Genomic DNA, 23,383 nt, shown 5'->3' with positions numbered 1-23,383 from the left:
TTTATGCTCCGATTGTTTTATGCGAGAAAAGACGCCGCCAGGTCGCGCGCACCCATTCACGGTGCAGGCTCAGCGAACGCCCCATCACCACCACAACCAACAGCGCCCCTGACAGCGCGCTCGACACCTGGTTGGGGATGCCGACCATCTGTAAACCCTGTTGCAGATACCCCACCAGCAATGCCGCCAGCGCGGTACCCAGTATCGATCCCGAGCCGCCGTAAATATTGGCCCCGCCGAGCACCGCCGCGGTCAGCGCAGGCATCAGCAGGTCGCGGCCTAAATCCGAACGTGCCGAGCCGAAATAGGAGACCATCACCAGCGCCGCGACCGCCGAGGCGACGCCCACCAGGCCATACAGCACGTACGGGATGCCGTTCACCGACAGCGCGGCATAGCGCGCGGCGCGCGGGTTTTGCCCGAGTAAAAAGAGGTGGCGGCCAAAGCGCCCGCGATGGGTCAGCAGCCAGAAGAAAAAGGTGATAATCGCGAACAGCACCAGCGGCAGCGGCAGTCCGGCGAGGGTTAAATTGGCGAAGGCGGTGAAGCTATCGGGAAAACCGCCAATCCCCTCGTAACCGGTCGCGCCGGCCATCCCGGAAAGCAGCAGCGCGCCGCCGCCGTACAGATACAGCGTACCAAGCGTGATCACCAGCGGGCTGATGCCGGTGTAGTGGATCAGCGCGGCGTTGAATAACCCGCACAGCAGTCCCAAGAGCAACGTCAGCGATACCGCGAGCCACAGCGGCCAGCCCGCCTGGGTCATCACCCCGAGGGCGATGGCGCACAGGCCGATGGTCGAGCCCAGCGAAATATCGATCCCGCCGCTGATGATCACCAGCGTCAGCGGCAGCGCGACGATGCCGATGCAGATAAAGTCGCTGGTGCTAAAGAGCAGCATATTGAGATCCAGCATGCGCGGATTCAGCGCGCCGAACAGCAGGATCTCCACGATCAGCAACGCCAGCAGCGCGCTTTCCCAGTTAAGCTTCAGCTTCATTTAAGCCACCTCTTTGCTTTTGCGTTCAGGAAAGCGGGCAACCTGTTTCCCCCCTTTGTTACCGGGCTGGAAACGGCTGTACTTCAGCGCCCGCTGATGGCGGGCCAGCGCCTGACGCAGACGGCCATCGAGCACCAGCACGCCGAGCAGCACCAGGCCGGCGATAAAGTCGTTCCACCAGGCGGGAAGGCGGAACAGCACCAGTACGGTGTCGATTTGGGTGAGGAAAAAGGCGCCGAGAAACGCGCCAAGCAGCGTGCCGGTACCGCCGAGCAGCGAGATCCCGCCCAGCACGCAGGCGGCGATGGCTTTCATCTCCAGGCCGCTGCCGGTCTGATTAGGCACAAAACCAATCTGCGCGGCGAAGACGATCCCGGCGCAGGCCGCCAGCATACCGTTGAGGGTAAAGGCCAGCATCCGCGTGCGGTTGACCGCCACGCCCAGCTGGCGCGCGGCGGCGAGGTTATCGCCAGCGGCGTAAAAATCACGACCAAAGGCGGTGCGCGACAGCAGCCAGCCGCCCGCCAGCAGCAGCGCCAGCACCAGCCAGCCCAGCGGCGACACGCCGATAAACGCGGGCTCCGAGAGCGATTTCAGGCTGTCGGGCAAGCCTTCGATCCATTTCCCGCCGGTCCACAGCAACATCACCCCGCGATACAACCCCAGCGTACCGAGCGTCGCGACGAGCGCCGGGATGCGCAGCCCCACGACCAGCAGGCCGTTAAAAGCTCCGGCCAGCGCGCCAATCGCCAGCGCGAAGGCGATAGCCGTCGCCAACCCATAGCCGTTGTTCAGCGCCACGCCGACGGCGATGGCGCATAGCCCAACGGTCGAACCTACCGACACGTCAATATTGCGGGTCAGCATCACCAGGGTCGCGCCCAATGCCAGCAGGCAGAGGATTTGCGAGCTGGAGAAAATCATCGCCAGGGTCTGCAGGCTGAAATAGGCTGGATTGAGCGCCACCAGCACAACAAAGAGCGCCACGATGGCAAAGAAGGCGCTCAGTTCGCGATTCTTGAGTAACGTTTTCATGCCTGCCCTCCAAAGGCCAGGGTCATCATGCGATCGACGGTCACCGCCTGCCGCGCCAGCTCGCCGCTGTAGCGGCCCTGATGCATCACCAGCACCCGGTCGGCAAGGCCAACGAACTCATCCAGATCGCTGGAGATCATCAGCACCGCCACGTTTTGCGCGGCAACGCTTTTTAGCAGTTGATAGATATCGGCGCGGGCGGAGACATCCACGCCGCGCGTCGGCTCATCGACAATCAGCAGTAACGGATTAGCTTCCAGACAGCGCGCCAGCAGCACCTTCTGCTGGTTACCGCCAGAGAGAGTGCGCACCGGCTGATCGCCATCGGCCAGCTTGATCCCCAGTGCCCGGTGATAGCGTTCAACCACCGCCGCCTCCCGTTTCCCCTGCTGCCACCACGACGGCTGATTGAACATCACCGTGTTCCAGCGCACCGGCGCATCGAGAAACAGCCCCGAGACCTGGCGGTCTTCCGGCAGATAGACCAGCCCGCTGGCCAACCTGGCGCGGGTGCTGTCGCAGCTAATCTCGCGGTTCTCCAGCCAGATTCGCCCGGCGCGCGGTGGACGCAGGCCGTATAAGGTTTCGGCAAATTCGGTGCGCCCGGATCCCACCAGCCCGGCCAGACCGACGATCTCTCCGGCGCGGATCTCCAGATTGAGATCGATAAAGCCTTCGCCGGTAAGATCTTCCACCCGCAGCACGGGAAAGTCCTGCGGTTGCGTACGGCGGTTGCCCGGTAGCGACAGCCACAGCTTTTGCGTGTCGCTCAGCGCATGGTCGCGGCTGACCGGCGTCATCGCGTTAATCAGTTGTTCGTCGCGGTATGCCGCGGTCTCGCCGCTCAGCACCACCGCGCCGTCGCGCATCACCGAAATATGGCTGGCAAGCTGGCGGATTTCGGGCAATTTGTGTGAGATAAAGACGATCCCAACGTCCAGCGCCTGTAACGCACGGATCTGGCTAAAGAGCCTCTCGGTTTCACCCGGCGTTAAAGAGGCGGTGGGTTCATCCAGGATCAGGATCCTGGCCTCGCGCATCAGCCCGCGCAGGATCTCGACCATCTGTTGATCGGCTACCTCGAGCGTGCTGGCGCTGGCGTCGAGGTTGATCTGGCAGTTCAGCTGCTGCAGTTTTTCCTGCAGTCGCGCGGCGGTATCCGCCCGCTTCGGCAAACGAAAGAGAATGTTCTCGCGCACGCTGAGGTTGGGAAACAGCATCGGCTCCTGCGGCACCAGATAAATGCCCAGCTGGTGGGCCAGCGCCGGGCTGAGGCGCGCAAACGCGCGGTCGCCGATCGTCAGCTCACCGCTATCCGGGGTTTCGACGCCGGCGATGATCTTCATCAGCGTCGATTTACCCGCGCCATTGCCTCCCATCAGGGCATGCACCTGGCCCGCGCATAGCGTAAAGTCGATGCCCTTCAGCACGGCAACGCCGGAGAACTGTTTGCGGATCTGGCGAGCTTCAAGCAGTGGCTTCATCGTCGCGCCTCGTTTGAACAAATGATTTTTAAATTTAATAATGTTCAAAAGCGTAGACGGTGAACTATATTTACAACCGTGCGAAGATCACAGTTTGGCGCTTTAGATCCTCAGGAAAAAATGGGCCAGCGATGAAAGATCCGTTTTGCCAGTCGGCTCACACTTTCCGACCGCGCAATAGCGAACATATGATCTAAATTTTTATAAGAGTTCAATTTATGAGCGAAAAACGCATTACGGAAGAGAACCGCTACGCCGGGCTGGCGTTAGCCGAGGAAGAGCTGGTGGCGCGGGTGGCGTGGTGCTACTACCACGACGGCCTGACGCAAAATGACATCGGCGAGCGTTTGGGACTGCCGCGGCTGAAGATTTCTCGCCTGCTGGAGAAAGGCCGCCAGTCCGGGGTGATCCGCGTGCAGATCAACTCGCGCTATGAGGGCTGTCTGGCGCTTGAAAGTGAACTCCAGCAGCGTTTTGGCCTCAAGATTGCCCGCGTGCTGCCGGCGCTCAACACCCCGCCGATGAATACCCGGCTGGGGATCGGCGCGGCGCAATCGCTGATGGGTATTCTGCAACCGGGGCAATTATTGGCGGTCGGCTTCGGCGAAGCCACCATGAGCTGCCTGCAGCATCTCAGCGGCTTTATCGGCTCGCAGCAGGTGCGGCTGGTGACTCTCTCCGGCGGCGTCGGCCCGTATATGACCGGCATCGGCCAGCTTGATGCCGCCTGCAGCGTCAGCATTATCCCGGCGCCGCTGCGGGTCTCTTCGGCGGAGGTCGCCGAGATCCTGCGCCGCGAGTCGAGCGTGCGCGACGTGATCCTCGCGGCGACGGCGGCGGACGCGGCGGTGGTTGGCATCGGCGCCATCGATCAGCGGCGCGACGCCACCATTTTACGCTCCGGCTATATCAGCGAGGGCGAACAGCTGATGTACGCCCGCAAAGGCGCGGTCGGCGACATTTTAGGTTATTTCCTGCAGGCCGACGGCAGGCCGGTAGAAGGACTGGAGATCCATCGGGAACTGCTCGGCGTGACCCTTGATGAGCTAGCGCAGCTGCCGACCATCGTTGGCGTCGCCGGGGGAGAAGAAAAAGCGCAGGCGATTTATGCCGCTCTGATTGGCAAGCGCATTAATGGCCTGGTAACGGAAGAGACAACAGCACGCGCGGTGCTTACCCTGGCCTCCTGACGGCCTGGCGCCGCGCGACAACAGCGAGGCGCATGTCATGAGTTACCTGTTAGCGTTAGATGCCGGGACCGGCAGCATTCGGGCGGTTATTTTCGATCTTAATGGCCGCCAGCTGGCGGTAGGCCAGGCCGAATGGAAACACCTGAGCGTTGATAACGTCCCCGGCTCGATGGAGTTCGACCTTACCACCAACTGGCAGCTGGCCTGCCAGTGCATTCGCCAGGCGCTCGACGCCGCCCGGCTCTCTGCCGCCGATATTCAGTCCGTCGCCTGCTGTTCGATGCGCGAAGGCATCGTTCTCTATGACCGCAACGGCGAGGCCATCTGGGCCTGCGCCAACGTCGATGCCCGCGCCAGCCGCGAAGTGGCGGAGCTTAAGGAGATCCACGACTATCGCTTCGAATCCGAGGTATACGAGGTCTCGGGACAAACCCTGGCGCTCAGCGCCATGCCGCGCCTGCTGTGGCTGGCGCACCACCGCCCCGATATCTACCGCAAAGCGGCAACCATCACCATGATCAGCGACTGGCTGGCGGCGAAGCTTTCCGGCGAGCTGGCGGTCGACCCGTCAAACGCCGGCACCACCGGCATGCTCGATCTGTTCAGCCGCGACTGGCGTCCGGCGCTGCTGGATATGGCCGGGCTGCGCGCCGATATGCTGTCGCCGGTCAAAGAGACCGGTACCCTGCTGGGCGCCGTCACCGAAGCGGCGGCGCAGCAGAGCGGCCTGCGCGCCGGGACGCCGGTGGTGATGGGCGGCGGCGACGTCCAGCTCGGCTGCCTGGGCCTTGGGGTGGTGCGCGCCGGGCAAACCGCGGTACTCGGCGGCACTTTCTGGCAGCAGGTGGTCAACCTGCCGCAGGTGCGCACCGATCCGCAGATGAATATTCGTGTTAATCCTCATGTCATTCCCGGCATGGCGCAGGCGGAATCGATCAGCTTCTTTACCGGCCTGACCATGCGCTGGTTTCGCGACGCCTTCTGCGCTGAAGAAAAACTGATTGCCGAGCGGCTCGGCGTCGATGCCTATTCGCTGCTGGAGGAGATGGCCAGCCGCGTCCCCGCCGGTTCCCACGGCGTGATGCCTATTTTTTCCGACGCTATGCACTTTAAGCAGTGGTACCACGCCGCGCCGTCGTTTATTAACCTCTCCATCGATCCGGAGAAGTGCAATAAAGCGACCCTGTTCCGCGCGCTGGAAGAGAACGCGGCGATTGTCTCCGCCTGCAACCTCGCGCAGATCTCGCAGTTCTCCGGAGTGACATTCGACAGCCTGGTGTTTGCCGGCGGCGGCTCTAAAGGCGCGCTGTGGAGCCAGATCCTCAGCGACGTCACCGGCCTGCCGGTGCGGGTGCCGGTGGTCCGCGAAGCCACCGCGCTGGGCTGCGCCATCGCCGCCGGAACCGGCGCCGGGCTGTATGACGATATGGCCAGCACCGGAGAGCGGTTAGTGAGCTGGCACCGCGAGTTCACCCCAAATCCGCAGCATCGCGAGCTGTATCAGGAGATGATGAGCAAGTGGCAGACGGTGTACGCCGATCAGCTTGGCCTTGTCGATAGCGGACTGACAACGTCGATGTGGCAGGCGCCGGGCCTGGAGCGCCGCCAGCGCGTAGCGTCCTCCCCGTCACCCTAACCACCGGTACCGATCCGCCTTTCCCCCTCTCCCTTTGGGAGAGGGCCGGGGTGTGGGGCAACGCTTCGCCGTTCTTTGAATCCCATCACAATCACCGCACTCCCCTTTTCCCTTTTTCTCCGCGACGGCTAAATTAGTAACTCATCCGACCACATAACAATAATTTTACATTGGAAGCCACTATGAGCCGCTATCCGTCGCTTTTCGCCCCGCTTAAGCTGGGCTTCACAACGCTCAAAAACCGCGTGTTGATGGGCTCAATGCACACCGGGCTGGAAGAGCTGCCGGACGGCGCGCAGCGGCTGGCGGCCTTTTACGCCGAGCGCGCCCGTCACGGCGTGGCGCTGATCGTCACCGGCGGCATCGCTCCGGCGCCCTCTGGCGTCACCATGGCCGGCGGCGCGGTACTCAACGATGCCAGCCATCTGGCGCACCATCGCCATATTACCGACGCGGTACATCAGGAAGGCGGCAAAATCGCTCTGCAGATCCTGCACACCGGCCGTTACAGCTACCAGCCCGCGCTGGTGGCCCCCTCGGCGCTACAGGCGCCGATCAACCGTTTTACCCCCCATGAACTGAGCCACGATGAGATCCTGACGCTGATCGATGATTTTGCCCACTGCGCCCAGCTGGCGCGCGAAGCGGGCTATGACGGCGTCGAGGTGATGGGCTCTGAGGGCTATCTGATTAACGAATTTCTCGCCGCGCGCACCAACCAGCGCGACGACCAATGGGGCGGCGATTATGCCAGGCGCATGCGTTTCGCCGTAGAGGTGGTTAAGGCGGTGCGCCAGCGCGCCGGCCACGATTTCATTATCATTTACCGTCTGTCGATGCTCGATCTGGTCAACGACGGCAGCACGCTGGCGGAAGTCACTGAACTGGCCAAAGCGATTGAAGCGGCGGGAGCGACCATCATCAACACCGGGATTGGCTGGCACGAAGCGCGCATTCCGACCATCGCCACGCCGGTACCGCGCGGAGCTTTCAGCTGGGTCACCCGCAAGCTGAAGGGCGCGGTGTCGATCCCGTTGATCACCACCAACCGCATTAACGATCCGCAGGTCGCGGAGGATATTCTCGCCCGCGGCGATGCCGATATGGTATCGATGGCCCGCCCGTTCCTTGCCGACGCCGAATTTATATCAAAAGCGCAGGACGATCGCGCCGATCAGATCAACACCTGCATCGGCTGCAATCAGGCGTGTCTCGATCGGATCTTCGTCGGCAAAGTCACCTCCTGTCTGGTCAACCCGCGCGCGTGTCATGAAACCCTGATGCCGGTCCTGCCGGCCAACGCGCCTAAACGGCTGGCGGTGGTCGGCGCCGGGCCTGCCGGTCTGGCCTTCGCCGTAAACGCTGCCGCCCGCGGTCATCACGTCACTTTGTTTGATGCGCTCCCGGAGATCGGCGGTCAGTTTAATATCGCCAAACAGATCCCCGGCAAAGAGGAGTTTCACGAGACGCTGCGTTACTACCGCACCATGCTCGATCTCCATGGTGTCGATCTACGCCTGAACACCCGCGTCACGACAGACGATCTGCTGGCGTTCGATGAGACGATCCTCGCCACCGGCATCGCCCCGCGCCTGCCGGCGATCGACGGGATCGATCATCCAAAAGTGCTGAGCTACCTTGATGTCTTGCGCGATAAAGCGCCGGTTGGCGCGAAGGTGGCGATTATCGGCTGCGGCGGCATCGGCTTCGACACCGCGATGTTTTTAAGCCAGTCGGGCGCGGCCACCAGCCAGGATATCGGCGAGTTCTGCCGCGAATGGGGTATCGATACCAGCCTGCAAACGGCGGGAGGGCTGAGTGCTGAAGGCCCGCAGCTGAGTAAAAGCCCGCGACAGATTGTGATGCTGCAGCGCAAAGCCAGCAAACCGGGCGAAGGGCTCGGCAAAACCACCGGCTGGATCCACCGCGCGACGCTGCTGGCGCGCGGGGTGAAAATGATCCCGGCGGTCAGCTATGAAAAGATCGATGATGAAGGGTTACATGTCACTATCGGCGGCGAGCGCCAACTGCTGGCGGTCGATCAGGTGGTGATCTGCGCCGGTCAGGAGCCGCGCCGCGAGCTGGCGGATCCGCTGCGCGCGGCGGGGAAAACGGTGCATCTCATCGGCGGTTGCGACGTGGCGGCGGAGCTGGATGCGCGTCGGGCGATTGCCCAGGGCACTAAACTGGCGCTGGCGATTTAGCCCTGTCCCGGGGGCGGCGCGATGCGCCTTCCCCGGGCTACCACGATAATCCCGCACGCTAGCCCGGCTAAGGCGACAGCCGCGAGCCGGGGGAAACCGCGACAAGAATCAGCGCTGCTTACGCACCTTCGTTGCTTTCAAAATGACAAACTTATTGTTCGTCGCAATCGTCGTGCAATTACCAAACGCACGCTTCAGCTTACGGAAGTAATCGAGGTGGCGGTTGCCGACGACGTACAGCTCGCCGCCGTATTTCAGGCTGCGGCGGGCATCGTTAAACATCTGCCAGGCGATATGGTCGGTAATAGCGTGCTGCTGATGGAACGGCGGATTACACAGAATCGCCGTAAAGCGGTCGGGCTCAATGCCGGAGAGCGAGTTGTTGACCATAAATTCACAGCGTGCGATATCGTCCGGCAGATTGCGCTCGACGTTCAACCGGCTGGAAGCCACCGCCATGTGCGACTCATCGGTAAACATGACCCGCGCGTTCGGGTTTTGCGCCAGCGCCTGCAGGCCAATCACCCCGTTGCCGCAGCCGAGATCGGCGATCTCGCCTTCTAGATCAGACGGTAAATGCTGCAAGAAGAAACGCGCGCCGATATCCAGCCCGCTGCGGGCAAAAACGTTGGCGTGGTTATGGATGGTCCACGGCGTGCCGTCCAGCTTCCAGCTGTAGGTTTGCGGCGCATCGGCAAGCTCAGGAGCGGTGAAAACGCAGTGGATCAGACGCGCTTTTTTCCACGCCAGCGAGGTGGTGGTGGTGCCGAGGATTTTTTCAAACAGCGCCAGCGTCGAGTTGTGCACATCACGGGCTTTCGCCGCGGCGATGATGCGGGTTTCCGGCGTAACTACTTCGCGCAGGGCGCGCAGCTGCTGTTCCAGCAGCGCCAGCTGTTTTGGCACCTTAATCAGCACCAGCGCCGGCGCGGCCGGTAGCGGGCTCAGGCTATCCTGAAAGCGCACGCTCTCTTCATCGATACCGTTCATCCGCAGGTTGTGGCGGGTCGCCAGCTCGGAAATAAAGGAGTCGTTGATACTGACCGGGTTGCGCTCCGCCAGCGCGCAGGCGAGCGCGCCGAAGCCGTCGTTGAAGATGAGCGTCAGGCCGTCGACGTCATTCACCTGTTGCAGCAGATATTCATCCGCCGCTTCCCATGCCTGAAGCGCTTCTTCTTCAGCGTTAGGTGGGAACCGCTCTAATGTGAATAACTCACCGTTTAACTCTGCCTGGCTCATCGCCTCTCCGCCTCCGGAATAGTAAAACCCGCGAGTTTATACGCAAATCCTGTCCAGTTGAAGAGAGATCGCTGATCATCGCCGCTCAGCGTAGATCGCCCTCGTCATCGGCTCGCAGCAGCGTTATCGACGCGCGAGCGCCGGGCATCAGCTGCTGCAGATAACCTACCAGCCGCTCTCCCGCCTCATGCAGGGCCGACAACGGCATCGCCGGCAGGCTTTCGAGAATAAACCACATCGTCTGCGCGCCGCTGTCCAGCCGGGTGCGCACGCCCTGTCGCCAGTTCCAGCGTCGGCAGGTTACGCCTATATCATCCCGCCAGATGACTTCGCCCGGCTCCGGATATTCCACTACCGGCTCTGCCGATTTTAGCGTATCGAATGGCTCATCGCCGCGGGCAATGGCCAGCCGCGGTTCGCCACGGTAGGCGGCCAGATTTTCCCCACCGACCGGGACGGCATAGCGAATGCTGATCGCGTTGTAGATATCCACCACCGGATCGATGGCCGGCAGGCTCCCCTCTTTCAGCACCCGCTTGCGCAGCGCCTGCGCCGAACAGGGGGTACGTTTCGCCTTCGCGCCGAAGGCGCTGAACGCTTCATCCCATGCCGCCAGGTGCGCTTGCGCCCAGGGCACATCATCCTGCTGCACCGCCAGGCAGGCCTCGGCCAGCGCCTGCTCCGCGACGGCGGGATCGGCCACCGGCGCGCTCTCCACCACAATACTTAATGCCCGAAAGCCCGGCGCCAGGCGGCTGACCGCAGATTCGATTGACGGCGTTACGCTACGCATTCGATAATCCTGTAATGACCAATTTGTTTCATCATAGTGACCAATGAACGTAAAAGTCAATATAACGACCGATTCAGGATCTGATGTCGACCAGGTAAGTCGCGCCGTCGCCACGCGGCTGAAGGCCTACCGTAAAGCGAAAAAAATGTCGCTGGACGAGCTGTCGCGCCGGGCCAGCATCAGCAAAGGTATGCTGGTCGAGATGGAAAAAGAGGCCGCCAATCCCAGCATTGCGATCCTCTGCAAACTCGCCGCCGCGCTGGGCGTCTCGGTGGCGGATATTGTCAATGTGTCAAGCGAACCCGCGTTGCATATTATTCCCGCCGAGCAGATCCCCACCCTCTGGCAAGGCCCGCTGGGGGGCAGCGCCAGGCTCCTCGCCGGCACCGCCGGGCCGAATATGATTGAGCTGTGGCGCTGGGAGATGCAGCCCGGCGAAGCCTTTGCCTCGCCTGGCCACCCGGCAACAACCTTCGAGCTGCTGCACGTGGAAGCCGGCGCGCTGACGCTGACGCTTGGCGAGACCTGCCGCACGGTGGCGGCCGGGGAATCGGCGGTGGCCCGCACCGAAATAGAGCACGGTTACCGCAATGAGGGTACCGCGCCGCTGGTCTTTACCATGACCGTGGCTGAACTGCCCTCCTGACAGACATAATGATAAGACGATGACAAAACTCATTTATTTACAGGGCTATCCTGAATCGCTGCTGGCGCAGGTGACCACGTTAATCGAGCAAGACCGCCTCGGCGAGGTGCTGCAAAAGCGCTATCCGCAAGGGCACGACGTTAACAGCGATAAAGCGCTGTATCAGTACACCCAGGACTTGAAAAACCGCTTTCTGCGCGGCGCGGCGCCGATCAACAAAGTGATGTATGACAGTAAGATCCACGTGCTGAACAATGCGCTCGGCCTGCATACCGCCATTTCCCGCGTGCAGGGCGGTAAGCTGAAAGCTAAAGCGGAAATTCGCGTGGCGACGGTATTTCGCGACGCGCCGGAAGCCTTTCTGCGGATGATCGTGGTTCATGAACTGGCGCATCTGAAAGAGAAGGATCACAACAAGGCTTTTTATCAGCTGTGCTGCCATATGGAGCCGCAGTACCACCAGCTGGAGTTCGACACCCGCCTGTGGCTGACGCACCTTTCGTTAAATCGTTCTGCGTAGTGACGCACTGGTTTTGTCATGACGGCATGATAGAGTGGCGGCAGGTTCCCTTTAACGGAGTTCGTCAACGTTTATGATACGTTTCGCAGTTGTTGGCACAAACTGGATCACCAAGCAGTTTGTCGATGCCGCCCATGAAACCGGCAAATATAAACTTACCGCCATCTACTCCCGCAGCCTCGAACAGGCGCAAGCCTTCGCCAAAGACTATCCTGTCGAGCATCTGTTTACCTCGCTCGATGAACTGGCACAGAGCCCTGACGTTGACGCGGTCTATATTGCCAGCCCGAACTCGCTGCACTTTCCGCAGACCCGGCTGTTCCTGAGCCATAAGAAGCACGTCATTTGCGAAAAGCCGCTGGCGTCGAACCTGCAGGAAGTCGAGGCGGCGATAGCGCTGGCGAAAGAAAATAACGTGGTGCTGTTTGAAGCCTTTAAAACCGCCAGTCTGCCTAACTTTCTCCTACTGAAAGAAACGCTCGCTAAAGTGGGCAAACTACGCAAAGCCTTTATCAACTACTGTCAGTACTCCTCGCGCTATCAGCGCTACCTTGACGGCGAAAACCCCAACACCTTTAACCCGGCGTTCTCTAACGGTTCGATTATGGATATCGGCTTCTATTGCCTGGCGTCCGCTGTGGCGCTGTGGGGCGAGCCGCAGGCCGTTCTTGCCACCGCCAGCCTGCTGGACAGCGGCGTAGACGCCCAGGGCACCGTGGTGCTGAGCTATGGCGACTTCGACGTGACGCTGCATCACTCCAAAGTTAGCGATTCCGCGATCCCCAGTGAAATTCAGGGCGAAGACGGCGCGTTAGTGATCGAAAAAATCTCCGAATGTCAGAAGCTGGCGTTTGTGCCGCGCGGCGGTAAAGCCCAGGACCTGACGCAGCCCCAGCACATTAATACCATGCTGTATGAGGCGGAGACCTTTGCGCGGCTGGTGGAGACACAGGATGTGGATCACCCGGGCCTGGCGGTGAGCCGGATCACCGCCAAACTGTCCAGCGAAATTCGTCGCCAGACCGGGGTGATCTTCCCGGCCGATACGCAGCCGCTGGCGTAAAAGAGTGTAAAGGCCTGACCGGCCGCCATTGACGAAAACCGCCCTGTGACATATTTTGTTACGTGCAAAGGGGAGTAACTTCCTTGCCGGTTGATCGTCATTACGATGCGTGCAATACCGCATCCGGTCGCCGGGCAATAACCAAAGCCCATCGCGATGTACTTTGGTTGTTGTAAGTGAGACCTTGCCGGAAGGCGAGGTCTATGCATAAAAGCGCAGCGGCTGCCGTCTTCCGACGTCAGCCGTTTTGTTTTTATGTAAGGAATATCAAATGAATACTGTCGGCACGCCGTTGCTATGGGGTGGATTCGCTGTCGTTGTCGCGATCATGTTGGCAATCGACCTGCTGCTTCAGGGACGACGCGGTTCGCATAGCATGACCATGAAACAGGCCGCTGGCTGGTCAATCCTCTGGGTCACGCTTTCTCTGCTGTTCAACGCCGCCTTCTGGTGGTATCTGGTGCAAACCCAGGGCCGGGCCGTCGCCGATCCGCAGGCCTTAGCCTTCCTCACAGGTTATCTGATTGAAAAAGCGCTGGCGGTCGATAACGTCTTCGTCTGGTTGATGCTGTTCAGCTATTTCGCCGTACCGCCTGCTCTGCAGCGCCGGGTGTTGGTGTATGGCGTACTGGGCGCGATCGTTCTGCGTACCATTATGATCTTCGCCGGCAGCTGGCTGATTTCGCAGTTCGACTGGCTGCTGTACGTCTTTGGCGCCTTCCTGCTGTTTACCGGCGTGAAGATGGCGCTGGCGAAAGAGGACGACTCCGGCATCGGCGATAAACCGCTGGTGCGCTGGATCCGCAGCCATCTGCGGATGACCGATAAAATCGAGAGCGAGCGCTTCTTCACCCGTAAAAACGGGGTGCTGTTCGCCACCCCGCTGCTGCTGGTGCTGATTCTGGTGGAACTGAGCGACGTGATTTTCGCCGTCGACAGTATCCCGGCAATCTTCGCGGTCACCACCGATCCGTTTATCGTGCTGACCTCGAACCTGTTCGCCATCCTCGGCCTGCGCGCCATGTACTTCCTGCTGGCGGGGGTCGCTGAGCGCTTCTCGATGCTCAAATACGGTCTGTCGGTGATCCTGGTGTTTATTGGCGTGAAGATGCTGATCGTCGACTTCTACCATATCCCGGTTGCCATCTCGCTGGGCGTGGTGGGCGGCATCCTGGCCGTCACGCTGCTGATTAACGCCTGGGTCAACAGGCAGCACGACAAGCAGCGCAAACTGCCAGAGTAATCTGCTACCGCGCCGTCGGCCCTCGCTGGCGGCGCGGTAATCAGCTATAGCAGACGTTCTCGTAACGAGAATACCTGCTCATGTCACAATTATGTTGCTACGCAGTTAAAAAATAAGATCCATATTAAAATCACAGTATTTTACGCTTCCCGCCAGTCTTTCTTTCCGTATACTCGACTATGCAAACATCTACTTACATCCTGACATAAACGTAAAAAATAATACGTGGCTGGGATGGCTTGCTACATCACTGGAAGGAATGAATTATGACAACACGCACTCCCTCATCAGGGTGGCTCTCCCGCCTGGCGCAAGGCAGCCTGGTGAAACAAATTTTAATCGGCCTGGTGCTTGGCGTACTGTTGGCGCTGGTCTCTAAGCCTGCGGCTATCGCCGTCGGTCTGCTGGGGACCCTGTTCGTCGGCGCGTTAAAAGCGGTAGCGCCGGTGCTGGTATTGATGCTTGTCATGGCCTCGATCGCCAACCATCAGCACGGACAAAAAACCAGTATACGCCCCATTCTGTTTCTCTATCTGCTGGGCACCTTTAGCGCGGCGCTGACCGCGGTGTTGTTCAGTTTTCTCTTTCCCTCGACCCTGCACTTAACCACCGCCGCCGACAGCATCACGCCGCCGTCGGGGATTGTTGAGGTGCTGCGCGGCCTGCTGATGAGCATGGTGTCCAACCCGATCGACGCTCTGCTGAACGCCAACTATATCGGCATTCTGGTGTGGGCGGTGGGGCTTGGCTTCGCCCTGCGTCATGGTAACGACACCACCAAAAACCTGATCAACGACGTCTCCCACGCGGTGACCTTTATCGTTAAAGTGGTGATCCGCTTTGCGCCGCTGGGGATCTTCGGCCTGGTATCTTCCACCCTGGCGACCACCGGTTTCGAGACCCTGTGGGGCTATGCCCAGCTGCTGCTGGTGCTGGTGGGCTGTATGCTGCTGGTAGCGCTGGTGATTAATCCGCTGCTGGTGTTCTGGAAGATCCGCCGCAACCCCTATCCGCTGGTGCTCACCTGCCTGCGCGAAAGCGGCGTTTACGCGTTCTTCACCCGCAGCTCCGCCGCCAACATTCCAGTGAATATGGCGCTGTGCGAGAAGCTGAATCTGGATCGCGACACCTATTCGGTCTCTATTCCACTGGGGGCGACCATTAATATGGCTGGCGCGGCAATCACCATCACCGTGCTGACGCTGGCGGCGGTGCATACGCTGAATATTCCGGTGGATCTGCCGACGGCGCTGCTGCTGAGCGTGGTCGCTTCGCTGTGCGCCTGCGGCGCCTCCGGCGTGGCGGGCGGCTCGCTGCTGCTGATCCCGCTGGCCTGTAATATGTTTGGGATCCCGAACGATGTGGCGATGCAAGTGGTTGCCGTTGGCTTTATTATCGGCGTGCTGCAGGACTCCTGCGAAACCGCGCTGAACTCCTCCACCGACGCCCTGTTTACCGCCGCGGCCTGCATGGCGGAAGACGACCAGCTGGCGAAAAACGCCCTGCGCGGATAACGCCTTTCCCCTCCGCTATCGGGCGGAGGGGCTCTCTTCCTGTACTGCGTTTTCAACCTTAAACGGATCGATACCGCGCTTTTGCATCCGGCGGAAGCGAATGATGTTCAGCCCGTTGACGATCAGGAAACTGCCTTCTATCAGCGTCCCGCCAATGGAACCCAACCACAGATTATGCGTGACCCAGCAGGCGGTGGAGCACCACATCACGCAGCGGACGGTTAGCCCTTTGCAGCGAAACAGCGCCCAGGTGCTGGCGACGGTGCCAATGATCGGCAGCAGCTCCATGGCATGCTGCAGTTTACCCAGGCCGAGAATCAACGTCAGGAGGATAAAGACTGTCATCACCCACAGACTACGGGTGCGTAAGGAAATGACCGTGCGAAGCGCATTGAGCCCGGCGCTCATTCCAGCCGGCCCGGCGCCCATCAGGAAAAAATGAACGCCGATAATAGCGCTATAGACCGCCAGCTGTAGCCTGAAACGGCGTTCATCGCGGTTGATAAAGGTGGTAATGCCGATAAGAAAGGCGATGACGCCGACCCCCTGGGCCAGCCAATACGCGGTCATGTAAGCTCCCTGACTGAAAAAAACAAACGGCGCTTCACTGGCTGAAACGCCGCTGTTACGAGCCCGATGGCGCTACGCTATCAGGCCGATACACAAACCAAGCCTCTGGGCGCCAACGCAAATACGCCTTTACAGGGTAACACCGCTTTTAAAGATGGCCAGCTCGCGGAAGTCATTCTGCTCATTACAGGTCGGTTTACCGTTGGCGAAGGCTACAATGGCATCCACAAACTCTTCCAGCAGCTGCGGCATCGTTTTGCCGTGGAGCAGCTGCCCGGCATCAAAGTCGATCCAATGCTTTTTCTTCGCCGCCAGCTCGCTATTGGTGGCGATCTTCACCGTTGGCACAAAGCCGCCGTACGGCGTGCCGCGACCGGTGCTGAACAGCACCATATGGCAGCCGGCGCCGGCCAGCGCGCTGGTGGCGACCGCGTCGTTGCCCGGCGCGCTCAGTAAATTCAGACCATGAACCTTCAGGCGCTCGCCGTAGCGCAGAACATCCACCACCTGGCTGGAGCCCGCTTTCTGAGTACAGCCCAGCGACTTATCTTCGAGGGTAGTGATCCCTCCGGCCTTATTACCCGGCGAGGGGTTTTCGTAAATAGGCTGGTCGTGAGCAATAAAGTACTGCTTAAAGTCATTGACCATGGTCACCAGCTTGTCGAAGGTCGCTTCGTCGCGGCAGTGGCTCATCAACAACTGTTCAGCGCCGAACATCTCCGGCACTTCGGTCAGCACGGTAGTGCCGCCGTTGGCGATCACATAGTCTGAGAAGCGGCCCAGCATCGGATTAGCGGTAATGCCCGACAGGCCGTCCGATCCCCCGCACTCGAGGCCAAACTTCAGCTCGCTGAGCTTGCCCGGCTGGCGTTTATCCTGACGCATCACTTCATACAGCTGATGCAGATGCTCAACCCCCGCCTCCACTTCATCGTCCTGATGCTGGCAAACCATAAAGTGCACGCGCTGCGGGTCAAACTCGCCCAGCGTCTCGCGAAAGGCCTCCACCTGGTTGTTTTCACAGCCAAGGCCAACCACCAGCACCGCCCCGGCGTTCGGGTGACGAACCATATTTTGCAGCATGGTGCGAGTGTTGATGTGATCGTCCCCAAGCTGCGAGCAGCCATAGGTGTGGCTGAAGAGATGTACCCCATCGATATCCTCAGCGCCATACGTCTCTTTCAGGAAACGGTTCTGCATTTGTCTGGCCATCGCGTTGACGCAGCCGACGGTCGGCAGGATCCACAGCTCATTGCGCACGCCGACGTCACCGTTGGCGCGACGATAAATCTGTACTTCGCGATCCGCAGGCTGTGGCGGTTGGGCAACCAGGTCCGGTTGATAGCGATACGCGTCAAGGTCGCTGAGATTGGTGCGCGTATTGTGCGCATGAACATGCTCTCCCGGCGCGATATCCGCCAGCGCATGGCCAATCGGCAACCCGTACTTAACGACGTTTTCCCCTTTCGCGATAGCGCGCAGTGCAAACTTGTGGCCGCGAACGATATCCTGGCCGAGGGTGACCGAGTCATTATCAATCGTCACCACGCTACCGGCAGCGATATCCGTCAGCGCGACCGCGACGTTATCCTGCGAATGGATTTTGATGTATTGCATATCAACCGACCTCTGGCCTTAGTTCAGTTCAATGGCGAAATAGTCACGCGCATTGTTAAAGCAAATGTTTTTCACCATCTCGCCCAGCAGCGCGATATCCGCAGGCGCTTCGCCGGCAGCCACCCAACGGCCGATCATCTGGCACAGAATGCGGCGGAAGTATTCGTGGCGCGTGTAGGAGAGGAAGCTGCGACTGTCGGTCAACATCCCGACGAAGCGGCTCAGCAGCCCGAGCTGCGCCAGCTGGGTCATCTGCCGCTCCATACCGTCTTTCTGATCGTTGAACCACCAGCCGGAGCCGAACTGCATCTTGCCTGGCATGCCTTCACCCTGGAAGTTACCGATCATGGTGCCCAGCACTTCGTTATCACGCGGGTTCAGGCAGTAGAGAATCGTTTTCGGCAGCAGGTTTTCTTCGTTCTGCTTGCTCAGCAGCTTAGACAGCTCTTCCGCCATCGGACGATCGTTGATCGAGTCGAAGCCGACGTCTGGCCCTAACAGTTTGAACTGACGGAGGTTGTTGTTACGCAGCGCGCCAATGTGGTACTGCTGGACCCAGCCGCGACGGGCATACTCTGCGCCGAGGAACACCAGCACCGCGGTTTTGAACTGCGCCACTTCGTGTTCGCTAAGGGTCTCGCCAGCCAGGCGGCGCGCCAGAATGTCATCCAGCTCGGCGTCGGTCGCTTCGGCAAACAGCACCACGTCCAGCGCATGATCGGAGACTTTGCAGCCGTGTGCGGCAAAATGATCCAGACGTTTGGTCAGGGCGCTTTGCAGGTCAGCGAAGCGGCGAATATCGGTATCGGATACCTCGCCCAGCTTAGCCATATAATCATTGAAGGTCGCCAACTCGATGTTGAAGGCTTTATCCGGGCGCCAGCTCGGCAGCACTTTGATGTCAAAGGAGTTGTCTTTGGCGACAGCCGCGTGGTGCTCAAGAGAATCAATCGGATCGTCGGTGGTACCGACCATCTTCACATTCATCTGCTTCATGATTCCGCGGGCGGAGAAGGCATCCTGAGCCAGCAAATCATTACACTGGTCCCAGATCTCATCGGCGGTGGATGGCGACAACAGCTTACCTGTAATACCAAAAGGTCGACGCAGCTCTAAATGGGTCCAGTGGTATAACGGGTTGCCAATAGTGTGTGGAACCGTGGCCGCCCAGGCGTCAAATTTCTCGCGATCGGACGCATCACCGGTACACAGACGCTCCGGCACGCCGTTAGTGCGCATTGCGCGCCATTTATAGTGATCGCCTTTCAGCCAGATGTCATACAGGTTTTTAAAGCGATAGTTTTCGGCAACCTGCTGCGGCGGAAGGTGGCAGTGGTAGTCGAAAATCGGCTGATCTTTGGCGTAATCATGGTACAGACGGCGGGCAAACTCGGTATCAAGTAGAAAATCTTCAGTCATAAACGATGTCATTCGCGTGTCCTCTTCGCTCCAGTGCGGGAGCCTTTCAGATGATTGACTACAATGCTGACAAAGTTATCACACCAATTTCTACAGACCGAACTGTTTTTCGTGAGTTAGATCAACAAACGTCGATAAAAAAATGACCGCCCTGGAGCAAAACACCTCGCCAGAGCGCGCCATCTCTGGCTTTCCAGGCAAGGGATAAAGACCACACTAACTTTCCCACTTTTGTGACAGCTCTCAACTTTTAAAGTTGTATGACAAGTTATCTTTCTGCCGTCGCAACATATAAACCGACGGAATGCATTACCGGTGCTTATGGCATCGGCTTATACGGAATGGATACCGACTTTCAACATAACAACTGATGGTAAGGTTCAGGCCAGAGGGGACTACCCTCCTGAATCCTCCGTTTCGCTTTCCCGGCCGCTTATTGCGCTCGGTAAAGGCCGCACCTGATGCGGAAAGATAACAGACGATGAGGTTTACATGCGTAAAATTAAAGGGTTACGTTGGTACATGATCGCGCTGGTGACGCTGGGCACCGTGCTGGGCTACCTGACCCGTAACACCGTAGCGGCGGCCGCGCCGACGCTGATGGAAGAGTTACACATTTCGACCCAACAGTACTCCTATATCATTGCAGCCTATTCCGCTGCCTATACCGTTATGCAGCCCGTCGCGGGGTATGTCCTTGATATTCTGGGGACCAAAATTGGCTATGCCTTCTTCGCCATCGCCTGGGCGGTATTCTGCGGCTCAACGGCGCTGGCCGGCAGCTGGGGTGGACTGGCGCTGGCCCGTGGCGCAGTCGGCGCAGCGGAGGCCGCAATGATCCCCGCCGGCCTGAAGGCCAGCTCAGAGTGGTTCCCGGCAAAAGAGCGCTCTATCGCGGTGGGCTACTTCAACGTGGGTTCCTCTATTGGCGCCATGATCGCGCCGCCGTTGGTGGTGTGGGCGATTGTCATGCACAGCTGGCAGATGGCGTTCATCATCTCCGGGGTATTGAGCTTCGCCTGGGCCATCGCCTGGCTTATCTTCTACAAACACCCGCGCGACCAGAAAAAATTATCTGACGAAGAACGTGACTACATCATTGGCGGTCAGGAGTCTCAGCATCAGACCAATAACGCGAAGAAAATGTCGCCGTGGCAAATCCTGCGCAACCGTCAGTTCTGGGGTATCGCCCTGCCGCGCTTCCTCGCCGAGCCGGCCTGGGGGACCTTTAACGCCTGGATCCCGCTGTTCATGTTCAAAGTTTACGGTTTTAACCTGAAAGAGATCGCCATGTTCGCCTGGATGCCGATGCTGTTCGCCGACCTCGGCTGCATCGTCGGCGGATATCTGCCGCCGCTGTTCCAGCGCTGGTTTGGCGTCAACCTGATCGTGTCGCGTAAAATGGTGGTCACCATGGGCGCCCTGCTGATGATTGGCCCGGGGATGATCGGCCTGTTCACCAGCCCGTACGTGGCGATTGCCCTGCTGTGCATCGGCGGGTTCGCTCACCAGGCGCTGTCCGGGGCGCTGATTACCCTCTCTTCCGACGTCTTTGGCCGTAACGAAGTCGCTACCGCCAACGGTCTGACCGGGATGGCCGCCTGGCTAGCGAGCACCATGTTCGCCCTGGTCGTCGGCGCGCTGGCAGACACCATCGGCTTTAGCCCGCTGTTTGCGGTACTGGCCGTCTTTGACCTGCTGGGCGCGCTGGTTATCTGGACGGTGCTGAAAAACAAACCGGCTGACGATGACTCGACGCCGCTTAGCAGCCGCAAACCGGTCACGCAGAGTTAGATCGAATGGCAAGGTAATCGCCGATCAAGCCGCCTTCTCAGGCGGCTTTTTCATGCCTGCCAGTGGTGGAAAGCGCGTAAAAGTGGTATAACAAATCGAATATTGTCGCCATCTTCCGGGAGCGAATATGGAAATCATTGAACCACGCCGTCTATATCAGCAGCTTGCCGCTGAGCTGAAGACGCGCATCGAACAAGGTGTCTACCTTGTAGGGGATAAGCTGCCCGCCGAGCGCTTCATCGCCGATGAAAAAAACGTCAGCCGCACCGTGGTTCGTGAAGCCATTATCATGCTGGAAGTGGAAGGGTATGTCGAAGTCCGCAAAGGGTCGGGTATCCACGTTATCTCCAACCATCCGAAATACCAGCAGGTGGCCGATGAAAGCCTTGAGTTCGCCAACTATGGCCCCTTTGAACTGCTGCAGGCGCGGCAGCTAATTGAAAGCAATATTGCCGAATTCGCGGCGACTCAGGTGACCAAACAGGACATCATGAAGCTGATGGAGATTCAGGAGAAAGCGCGTAACGAGAAATGTTTCCGCGACTCCGAGTGGGACCTGCAGTTTCACGTCCAGGTGGCGCTGGCGACGCAGAACAGCGCGCTGGCGGCGATCGTGGAAAAGATGTGGACCCAGCGCGTGCATAACCCCTACTGGAAAAAGCTGCATGAGCATATCGACCTGCGTACGGTCGATAACTGGTGCGACGACCACGATCAAATCCTGAAAGCTCTGCTGCGAAAAGATCCCAACGCCGCCAAGCTGGCGATGTGGCAGCATCTGGAAAATACCAAGCAAATGTTGTTCAACGAAACCAGCGATGACTTTGAATTTAATGCCGATCGCTACTTATTTGCCGAAAACCCAGTCGTTCATCTCGATACCGCAGTCAACGCCGCGAAATAAGGCCTTATCCCTCCGGCGCGCCCCCCTGCGCGCCTGTCTGACAGTGAGGCTGGAGTAAGCAAGTCATATATAGTGTCAGCCTGTGTAAATCCTCTCGCCTCCCATCTCCGCAATCAGCAAAATCAACGAGCAACACGTTGCAATTTCTCTGACGGAAAGTCAGGTGATTTGTTACAATTAGATGCATTTTGTCGTTCTGGGGGTAGGTATTTACTTACTTCAGTCTTATACAGGGAAGCGTTCAGAGCGCCTAAGCAGCGACCATAATCTCATAAAAATCTTGTCGCCCTATATGCCACGCGCTCAGACGTGCCGTTAACCGATGTACCAGGAATCGTGAATGGAACTATTTACCCAGTTATTGAATGCCTTGTGGGCTCAGGATTACGAAACGCTCGCGAATCCCTCCATGATAGGCATGCTGTATTTTGTCTTGTTTATGATTTTGTTCCTTGAGAACGGGTTATTGCCTGCCGCGTTTTTACCGGGGGATAGTCTGCTCGTGCTCGTGGGCGTGCTGATCGCCAAAGGGGCGATGGGTTTTCCGGAAACTTTGCTGCTGCTCACCGCCGCCGCCAGCCTCGGCTGCTGGCTAAGCTATATTCAGGGGCGTTGGCTGGGTAATACGCGGATCGTGCAAAACTGGCTGTCACACCTGCCTTCGCACTATCACCAGCGTGCGCATCACTTGTTTCATAAGCATGGGCTCTCCGCGCTGCTGATCGGCCGCTTTATCGCCTTCGTACGCACGCTGCTGCCCACCATCGCCGGGCTTTCCGGCCTTAATAACGCCCGTTTTCAGTTTTTCAACTGGATGAGCGGCCTGCTGTGGGTGCTCATCCTGACCTCGCTTGGCTATCTGCTGGGTAAAACCCCGGTATTCCTCAAGTATGAAGATCAGCTGATGTCCTGCCTGATGCTCCTGCCGGTTGCCCTGTTGGTCTTCGGACTGATCGGCTCGCTGGTGGTACTGTGGAAGAAAAAATACAGAAGCCGGGGCTAATGATGGTCATGAAACGCCCTTCCCTGCGCCAGTTCAGCTGGCTGCTGGGTGGTTCTCTTCTGCTCGGCGCCCTGTTCTGGCTTTGGCTGGCGGTGCAGCAGCAGGAGGCCACGCTGGCGATACGCCCGGTTGGCCAGGGTATCGGAATGCCAGACGGTTTCTCCGTCTGGCATCATCTTGATGCCAACGGCATCCGCTTTAAAAGCATCACGCCGCAGAAGGATGGTTTGCTGATTAAGTTCGATTCCACCGCCCAGGGCGCGGCGGCGAAAGAAGTTCTCGGCCGCGCTCTGCCACATGGTTATATTATTGCCCTGCTGGAGGACGATAACTCGCCCACCGCCTGGCTATCCCGCCTGCGCGACGCGCCGCATCGCCTCGGGTAAGCTGCCACAAGACTGGGTTTTTAACCCAGTCTGGTGGTTTCCCGCATTTGTTACTATGCTTAAACCTGCGGGAATCAACGCATTCACGTTCACCAACGGGAACGGGTATATCCTCCGGGTATC

General features: G+C 59.1%; 20 protein-coding genes. 12 read left to right on the top strand and 8 right to left on the bottom strand.

All coding sequences use genetic code 11. The features are described from left to right. Position 1 precedes the first annotated feature (1 nt). From lsrD to lsrA, 3 genes are read right to left on the bottom strand one after another with little or no spacing between them, the layout of a single operon-like run. Entirely contained in the window at positions 2-1,000 is a 999-nt protein-coding gene (lsrD, locus tag KHQ26_RS14335; protein WP_002917727.1) for an autoinducer 2 ABC transporter permease LsrD, read from the bottom strand. Continuing rightward, on the bottom strand, positions 1,001-2,035 hold the full coding sequence (lsrC, locus tag KHQ26_RS14330) for an autoinducer 2 ABC transporter permease LsrC (RefSeq protein ID WP_211777898.1): 1,035 nt from the start codon (positions 2,033-2,035) through the stop codon (positions 1,001-1,003). It lies immediately after the preceding gene. Then, positions 2,032-3,519 carry an autoinducer 2 ABC transporter ATP-binding protein LsrA gene (gene lsrA, locus KHQ26_RS14325; RefSeq protein ID WP_020803719.1) on the bottom strand — a complete coding sequence of 496 codons (1,488 nt, stop codon included), beginning with the start codon at positions 3,517-3,519 and terminating at the stop codon, positions 2,032-2,034. Before lsrA ends, lsrC begins: the two co-directional genes overlap by 4 nt. Before the next feature lie 218 nt (positions 3,520-3,737). Here lsrA and lsrR point away from each other — a divergent pair, with 218 nt between their 5' ends. The 3 genes from lsrR to KHQ26_RS14310 all read left to right on the top strand — a co-directional run bounded on the left by lsrR (position 3,738) and on the right by KHQ26_RS14310 (position 8,549). Continuing rightward, entirely contained in the window at positions 3,738-4,709 is a 972-nt protein-coding gene (gene lsrR / locus KHQ26_RS14320; protein WP_004144837.1) for a transcriptional regulator LsrR, read from the top strand. 37 nt (positions 4,710-4,746) lie between these two features. Next, a complete protein-coding gene (lsrK, locus tag KHQ26_RS14315) occupies positions 4,747-6,345 on the top strand; it encodes an autoinducer-2 kinase (RefSeq protein WP_004149900.1) in 1,599 nt (532 codons plus the stop codon). 182 nt (positions 6,346-6,527) lie between these two features. Continuing rightward, positions 6,528-8,549: an NADPH-dependent 2,4-dienoyl-CoA reductase gene (locus tag KHQ26_RS14310; RefSeq protein WP_020803695.1), complete on the top strand. Its 2,022-nt coding sequence runs from the start codon at positions 6,528-6,530 to the stop codon at positions 8,547-8,549. A gap of 108 nt (positions 8,550-8,657) precedes the next feature. Here KHQ26_RS14310 and rlmG read toward each other — a convergent pair whose 3' ends face one another. Continuing rightward, positions 8,658-9,788 carry a 23S rRNA (guanine(1835)-N(2))-methyltransferase RlmG gene (rlmG, locus tag KHQ26_RS14305; RefSeq protein WP_002917887.1) on the bottom strand — a complete coding sequence of 377 codons (1,131 nt, stop codon included), beginning with the start codon at positions 9,786-9,788 and terminating at the stop codon, positions 8,658-8,660. Positions 9,789-9,873: 85 nt separating this feature from the next. Next, entirely contained in the window at positions 9,874-10,581 is a 708-nt protein-coding gene (locus KHQ26_RS14300) for a B3/4 domain-containing protein (protein ID WP_002917889.1), read from the bottom strand. A gap of 43 nt (positions 10,582-10,624) precedes the next feature. Here KHQ26_RS14300 and KHQ26_RS14295 point away from each other — a divergent pair, with 43 nt between their 5' ends. The 5 genes from KHQ26_RS14295 (at position 10,625) to sstT (ending at position 15,567) form a co-directional block, all read left to right on the top strand. Beyond that, entirely contained in the window at positions 10,625-11,227 is a 603-nt protein-coding gene (locus KHQ26_RS14295; protein ID WP_004150936.1) for a helix-turn-helix domain-containing protein, read from the top strand. 19 nt (positions 11,228-11,246) lie between these two features. Continuing rightward, positions 11,247-11,747, top strand: a complete 501-nt coding sequence (locus tag KHQ26_RS14290) for a M48 family metallopeptidase (protein ID WP_002917891.1) — start codon at positions 11,247-11,249, stop codon at positions 11,745-11,747. A gap of 73 nt (positions 11,748-11,820) precedes the next feature. Further along, on the top strand, positions 11,821-12,810 hold the full coding sequence (locus KHQ26_RS14285; RefSeq protein ID WP_004181399.1) for a Gfo/Idh/MocA family protein: 990 nt from the start codon (positions 11,821-11,823) through the stop codon (positions 12,808-12,810). A 271-nt stretch (positions 12,811-13,081) separates the two neighbouring features. After that, entirely contained in the window at positions 13,082-14,053 is a 972-nt protein-coding gene (locus KHQ26_RS14280) for a TerC family protein (protein WP_004144845.1), read from the top strand. A 266-nt stretch (positions 14,054-14,319) separates the two neighbouring features. Then, positions 14,320-15,567, top strand: a complete 1,248-nt coding sequence (gene sstT, locus KHQ26_RS14275; protein WP_002917895.1) for a serine/threonine transporter SstT — start codon at positions 14,320-14,322, stop codon at positions 15,565-15,567. 15 nt (positions 15,568-15,582) lie between these two features. On the opposite strand, the gene KHQ26_RS14270 is transcribed toward sstT, so the two are convergent. The 3 genes from KHQ26_RS14270 to uxaC all read right to left on the bottom strand — a co-directional run bounded on the left by KHQ26_RS14270 (position 15,583) and on the right by uxaC (position 19,185). Continuing rightward, the gene (locus KHQ26_RS14270) at positions 15,583-16,137 is read right to left on the bottom strand and encodes a YgjV family protein (RefSeq protein WP_002917897.1); all 555 of its coding nucleotides are present in this window, start codon (positions 16,135-16,137) and stop codon (positions 15,583-15,585) included. A gap of 129 nt (positions 16,138-16,266) precedes the next feature. After that, the gene (locus KHQ26_RS14265; protein ID WP_002917898.1) at positions 16,267-17,754 is read right to left on the bottom strand and encodes a UxaA family hydrolase; all 1,488 of its coding nucleotides are present in this window, start codon (positions 17,752-17,754) and stop codon (positions 16,267-16,269) included. Positions 17,755-17,772: 18 nt separating this feature from the next. Further along, positions 17,773-19,185 carry a glucuronate isomerase gene (uxaC, locus tag KHQ26_RS14260; protein WP_002917899.1) on the bottom strand — a complete coding sequence of 471 codons (1,413 nt, stop codon included), beginning with the start codon at positions 19,183-19,185 and terminating at the stop codon, positions 17,773-17,775. A gap of 480 nt (positions 19,186-19,665) precedes the next feature. On the opposite strand from uxaC, the gene KHQ26_RS14255 reads away from it, so the two are divergent. The 4 genes from KHQ26_RS14255 to mzrA all read left to right on the top strand — a co-directional run bounded on the left by KHQ26_RS14255 (position 19,666) and on the right by mzrA (position 23,260). Then, entirely contained in the window at positions 19,666-20,967 is a 1,302-nt protein-coding gene (locus tag KHQ26_RS14255) for an MFS transporter (RefSeq protein WP_002917905.1), read from the top strand. Between the two features lie 127 nt (positions 20,968-21,094). Further along, the gene (gene exuR, locus KHQ26_RS14250; RefSeq protein ID WP_020803690.1) at positions 21,095-21,871 is read left to right on the top strand and encodes a transcriptional regulator ExuR; all 777 of its coding nucleotides are present in this window, start codon (positions 21,095-21,097) and stop codon (positions 21,869-21,871) included. A 340-nt stretch (positions 21,872-22,211) separates the two neighbouring features. Beyond that, positions 22,212-22,874, top strand: a complete 663-nt coding sequence (yqjA, locus tag KHQ26_RS14245; RefSeq protein WP_002917909.1) for a DedA family general envelope maintenance protein YqjA — start codon at positions 22,212-22,214, stop codon at positions 22,872-22,874. Positions 22,875-22,882: 8 nt separating this feature from the next. Next, the gene (mzrA, locus tag KHQ26_RS14240; protein ID WP_004218213.1) at positions 22,883-23,260 is read left to right on the top strand and encodes an EnvZ/OmpR regulon moderator MzrA; all 378 of its coding nucleotides are present in this window, start codon (positions 22,883-22,885) and stop codon (positions 23,258-23,260) included. The last annotated feature ends 123 nt before the right edge of the window (positions 23,261-23,383 follow it).

Source organism: Klebsiella sp. 10, from assembly GCF_018223925.1.
In the GTDB taxonomy this organism is placed as follows: Bacteria; Pseudomonadota; Gammaproteobacteria; order Enterobacterales; family Enterobacteriaceae; genus Klebsiella; species Klebsiella pneumoniae.
The sequence above is the reverse complement of the archived record's forward strand: the minus strand, read 5'-3'. Positions and strand labels throughout refer to the sequence as shown.